We start from the raw sequence: 5010 nt of genomic DNA on the forward strand, positions 1-5010 counted from the left end.
CCTACATGCTGTGCCAGGGCTGGGGCAACAACCCGGATGCGTTCGCCGCGCCACTGGAGCAAACCCGCGCCCTGAGCGCCAGCATCCAGGGTCAACGTCATCTCGGCCATGCGCCTGATGATGGACGACCTGGGCTACGGCATTTCCAAGCGCCGTGTGACCCTGTCGACCTCCGGCGTGGTCCCGATGATCGATGAGCTGGCCAAGCACATCGACGTTTCCCTGGCGTTGTCCCTGCACGCACCGAACGATGCGCTGCGCAACCAGCTGGTACCGATCAACAAGAAGTACCCGCTGAAGATGCTGCTCGAATCCTGCCAGCGCTACATGTCGGCGCTGGGCGAGAAACGTGTGCTGACGATTGAGTACACCCTGCTCAAGGACGTCAATGATAAGGTCGAGCACGCTGCTGAAATGATCGAGTTGCTCAAGGACGTTCCTTGCAAGATCAACCTGATTCCGTTCAACCCGTTCCCGCATTCCGGCTACGAGCGGCCGAGCAACAACGCCATTCGCCGGTTCCAGGACCAACTGCATCATGCAGGCTTCAACGTCACCGTGCGGACCACCCGCGGCGAGGACATCGATGCGGCCTGTGGACAACTGGTAGGGCAGGTGCTGGACCGCACCCGTCGTAGCGAACGCTATATCGCCGTGCGCGAGTTGAGCGCCGATGCCGATATGCCGCAAAGCGCTGCGAATCGTACCTGAGAGAGGATCTCCATGACCTTGCGCGTCGCGCTGCTTCTGCTTTTTGTCAGCCTGTCGGCTGGCTGTGTTCTTTCGGGGGATTTCAACCCGATGAAGACAAGCAAGGGGCGGGACGAGGCGCGTGAGGCTTATGTGCAGCTGGGCCTGGGTTATCTGCAACAAGGCATGACCGAGCGGGCCAAAGTGCCGCTGAAAAAGGCCCTGGAGCTGGACGAGTCGGATGCCGATGCCAATGCCGCCCTGGCGCTGGTGTTCCAGGCTGAGATGGAATCCGAGCTGGCTGACCAGCACTACCGCAAGGCCCTGGCTTCGCGTCCCACCGATGCCCGCATCCTGAACAACTACGGCAGCTTTCTTTTTGAAGAAAAACGTTACAAAGATGCTTATCAGCGCTTTGAACAGGCGGCTGCTGATACCCTGTACCCCGAACGATCCCGAGTGTTCGAAAACCTTGGCATGACCGCCACGATGCTGGGCGAACGTGAACTGGCCCGGCAACACCTGGAAAAAGCCCTGCGCCTGAACCGCCAGCAGCCTCGTGCATTGCTGGAAATGGCTGAGTTGTCCTTCGAAGATAGGCATTATGTGCCCGCCCGCGACTATTACGATCGTTTTAGCCTGCTGAGCGAGCAAAATGCACGTAGTCTATTGCTCGGCGTTCGGCTGGCAACAGTGTTCGAAGATCGCGACAAGGCCGCCAGTTACGGCCTGCAATTAAAACGACTCTATCCCGGTACGCCGGAATATCAGCAATACCTGTCGGAGCAATGATGAAAGCGGCGCATCCCGAAGTTCTAGCAGCGACTCGCGTCAACCCCGGTGAGACCCTGCGTCAGGCCCGCGAAAGCAATGGTTGGGCCCTGGCTGACGTGGCCCTCAAGCTCAATCTCACCGCCACCTCGTTGAGCAACCTGGAAGCCGGCGCTTTCGACAAGCTGCCGGGGCACACCTTCGCCCGCGGCTATATCCGTGCCTATGCCAAGTTGCTGGGGATGGACCAGGCCGTTCTGGTCCAGGCCTTCGACCAATACACCGGCACCGACTCCCAGGGTAGCAATGTGCATAGCCTGGGCCGCATCGAAGAGCCCGTGCGGGTATCCCACACCATCTTGCGCATCGTCAGCCTGTTGCTGCTGATCGCGGTGATTGGCGGCGGCTTCATCTGGTGGCAGGATCAGACTTCCCTGCGTACCAAGGAATTGATCGGTCTCAATCAGGAACACGTTGAGGTCGAAGGCGCTGACGGCACCACACAGATTCATCCGATCGACGAGCCGGAAGACCAGGCGGTCGTGGAAGGCCAGACCGAAGGCGAAACCACTCTGGCTCTGCCTGAAACCCCGGCTCCAGGCCAGGCCCAGACAGAGGCGACGGCCCCTGCGCCGAGCGCTCCGGTTGTGGCCCCCGTCGCGCCTGCTGCTCCCGTTTCCGCGCCAGTGGTCGTGGCTCCAGCGGTACCTGCGCCCGCTCCGGCTCCAGTTGCGCCAGCCCCTGCGGCTCCTGTGGTCGCAGTCCCTGCTGCGCCGGCCGCTCCAACTGCACCTGTCGCGGCTCCGATAGCCGGCGCTGGCCAGGTTCAGATCCAGTTCACAGCCGATTGCTGGACCCAGATCACCGACGGCGGCGGTAAAGTGCTGTTGAGTGGCCTGAAGCGCAAGGGCGAGACCGCCGATGTTTCCGGCAAGCCGCCATTTGCCGTGCGCCTGGGCTATGCCCGCGGTGCGCAGATCAGCTACAACGGACAAGCGATCGATGTGGCTCCGTTCACCAGTGGCGAGACTGCTCGCCTGAAGTTAGGTCAATAAGTCATGCACGGCGAATCTCCAATCAAACGTCGCGAGTCCCGCAAAATCTGGGTCGGCTCGGTACCCGTGGGTGGCGATGCCCCCATTGCCGTGCAGAGCATGACCAACAGCGACACCAACGATGTGGCGGCCACCGTCGCCCAGATCAACCGCCTGGAAGCCGCGGGCGTCGATATCGTGCGGGTTTCCGTGCCGGATATGGACGCGGCCGAGGCCTTCGGTCGTATCAAGCAGCAGGTCAAGGTGCCCCTGGTTGCCGACATCCACTTCGACTACAAGATTGCCTTGCGCGTGGCCGAGCTGGGCGTCGATTGCCTGCGGATCAACCCCGGCAACATCGGTCGTGAAGACCGCGTGCGTGCGGTGGTGGATGCGGCCCGTGATCGCGGGATCCCGATCCGTATCGGGGTCAACGCCGGTTCCCTGGAAAAGGACCTGCAGAAGAAATACGGCGAGCCGACTCCGGCCGCGCTGGTGGAATCGGCCCTGCGTCACGTCGAGCACCTCGAGCGCCTGAACTTCCAGGACTTCAAGGTCAGCGTGAAAGCCTCCGACGTGTTCATGGCCGTCGAAGCCTACCGCCTGCTGGCCAAGGAAATCGTCCAGCCGCTGCACCTGGGGATCACCGAAGCCGGTGGTTTGCGCTCGGGCACGGTGAAATCCGCCGTGGGCCTCGGTATGCTGCTGGCCGAAGGGATTGGCGATACTATTCGCATCTCGTTGGCGGCCGACCCGGTCGAGGAAGTGAAAGTCGGCTACGACATTCTCAAGTCCCTGCATCTGCGTTCCCGTGGCATCAACTTCATCGCCTGCCCGAGCTGCTCGCGGCAGAATTTCGATGTGGTCAAGACCATGAACGAGCTGGAAGGGCGCCTCGAGGACCTGCTGGTACCGCTGGACGTGGCGGTCATCGGTTGCGTGGTCAACGGTCCGGGCGAAGCCAAAGAGGCGCATGTGGGCCTGACCGGCGGGACGCCGAACCTGATTTACATCGACGGCAAGCCGTCGCAGAAACTGACGAATGACAATCTTGTGGATGAGCTGGAAAAGCTGATCCGCGAGAAAGCGGCCGAAAAGGTCGAAGCCGATGCAGCGCTGATCGCTCGCGGCTGAGCCCGACTGAAGAGCCGAACGAATTTAAGGATTTATAGTGAGCAAGTCTCTGCAAGCCATTCGTGGCATGAACGACATCCTGCCCGAGCAGACGCCCCTGTGGCGCTATTTCGAGGGCACCGTTGCGCGTCTGCTGGATAACTACGGTTACAAGCAGATCCGTATGCCTATTGTCGAGTTCACCGAACTGTTCAAGCGCTCCATCGGTGAAGTGACCGACATCGTCGAAAAAGAGATGTACACCTTCGACGACCGTAACGGCGACTCCCTGACCCTGCGTCCGGAAGGTACCGCCGCGTGTGTGCGTGCGGTGCTCGAGCACGGCATCACCGGCGGTGGCCAGGTGCAGAAGCTCTGGTACATCGGCCCGATGTTCCGCCACGAGCGTCCGCAGAAAGGCCGTTATCGCCAGTTCCACCAGATCGGTTGCGAGGTCTTCAACCTTGACGGTCCGGACATTGACGCCGAACTGATCGTGCTGACCTGGCGCCTGTGGGGCGAGCTGGGCATCCGTGACGCGGTCAAGCTCGAACTGAACAGCCTGGGCACTGCGGAAGCCCGTGCGCGTTATCGCGACGCGCTGGTGACCTTCCTGTCGGCGCGCATGGAACATCTGGACGAAGACAGCCAGCGCCGTCTGAAAACCAACCCGCTGCGCGTGCTCGACACCAAGAACCCGGATACTCAAGCGGTACTGGTGGATGCGCCCAAGCTGGCCGACTACCTGGACGAAGAGTCCCGCGTGCACTTCGAGGGCCTCAAGGCCCGCCTGGATGCCGCCGGCATTCCTTATGTGATCAACCCGAAGCTGGTGCGCGGGCTGGATTACTACAGCAAGACCGTTTTCGAATGGGTCACCGACAAGCTCGGCGCCCAGGGCACTGTCTGTGCCGGCGGCCGCTACGACGGCCTGGTTGAGCAGATGGGCGGCAAGCCCACCCCGGGCGTCGGTTTCGCCATGGGGATCGAGCGTCTGGTGCTGCTGCTGGAAACCCTGGAGCAGGTCCCGGAAGAGATTTCGCGCCAGGTCGACGTTTACCTCTGTGCCTTCGGGGAAGCCGCCGAGCTGGCTGCACTGGCGCTGAGTGAGCGGGTTCGTGATCAATTGCCGAACCTGCGCCTGCAGATCAATGCCGGCGCCGGTAGCTTCAAGAGCCAGTTCAAGAAGGCCGACAAGAGCGGTGCGCTGTACGCACTGATCCTCGGTGACGACGAACTGGCTCAGCAAGTGGTAGGTTTCAAACCCCTGCGTGGCCAGGGCGAACAACAAAGCATTGCCTGGGATGCACCCGGATATTCGCCGCCTGCAATTGCCGCAGGATCGCCCAGGAACAGGGCGACTCCACCAGGGCGACGCTGCCGTTCAGCGCCAGGGCATCCA

At 61.7% G+C, this 5010-nt stretch carries 4 protein-coding genes and 1 pseudogene; all 5 read left to right on the forward strand.

Translation table 11 applies throughout. The annotated features are described in order from the left end of the window. Nucleotides 1-93: 93 nt before the first annotated feature. A pseudogene (locus ACQKQA_RS29510) lies at nt 94-711 on the forward strand (23S rRNA (adenine(2503)-C(2))-methyltransferase RlmN); the annotation flags it as partial. A 12-nt stretch (nt 712-723) separates the two neighbouring features. Further along, on the forward strand, nt 724-1482 hold the full coding sequence (pilW, locus tag ACQKQA_RS29515) for a type IV pilus biogenesis/stability protein PilW (RefSeq protein WP_427564701.1): 759 nt from the start codon (nt 724-726) through the stop codon (nt 1480-1482). Beyond that, a complete protein-coding gene (locus ACQKQA_RS29520) occupies nt 1482-2516 on the forward strand; it encodes a RodZ domain-containing protein (RefSeq protein ID WP_427564702.1) in 1035 nt (344 codons plus the stop codon). The genes pilW and ACQKQA_RS29520 overlap by 1 nt, the downstream gene beginning before the upstream one ends. A gap of 3 nt (nt 2517-2519) precedes the next feature. Further along, entirely contained in the window at nt 2520-3629 is a 1110-nt protein-coding gene (gene ispG, locus ACQKQA_RS29525; protein WP_427564703.1) for a flavodoxin-dependent (E)-4-hydroxy-3-methylbut-2-enyl-diphosphate synthase, read from the forward strand. Between the two features lie 37 nt (nt 3630-3666). Continuing rightward, on the forward strand, nt 3667-5010 hold a 1344-nt coding region (gene hisS, locus ACQKQA_RS29530; protein ID WP_427564704.1), incomplete at its 3' end, for a histidine--tRNA ligase.

Source organism: Pseudomonas sp. NPDC089530 (assembly GCF_050280705.1).
GTDB lineage: Bacteria > Pseudomonadota > Gammaproteobacteria > Pseudomonadales > Pseudomonadaceae > Aquipseudomonas.

Excerpts from the sequence above, each read along its gene's own strand:
- pilW (WP_427564701.1), top strand. The coding sequence starts at position 724 with ATGACCTTGCGCGTCGCGCTGCTTCTGCTTTTTGTCAGCCTGTCGGCT.
- ACQKQA_RS29520 (WP_427564702.1), top strand. The coding sequence starts at position 1,482 with ATGAAAGCGGCGCATCCCGAAGTTCTAGCAGCGACTCGCGTCAACCCC.
- ispG (WP_427564703.1), top strand. The coding sequence starts at position 2,520 with ATGCACGGCGAATCTCCAATCAAACGTCGCGAGTCCCGCAAAATCTGG.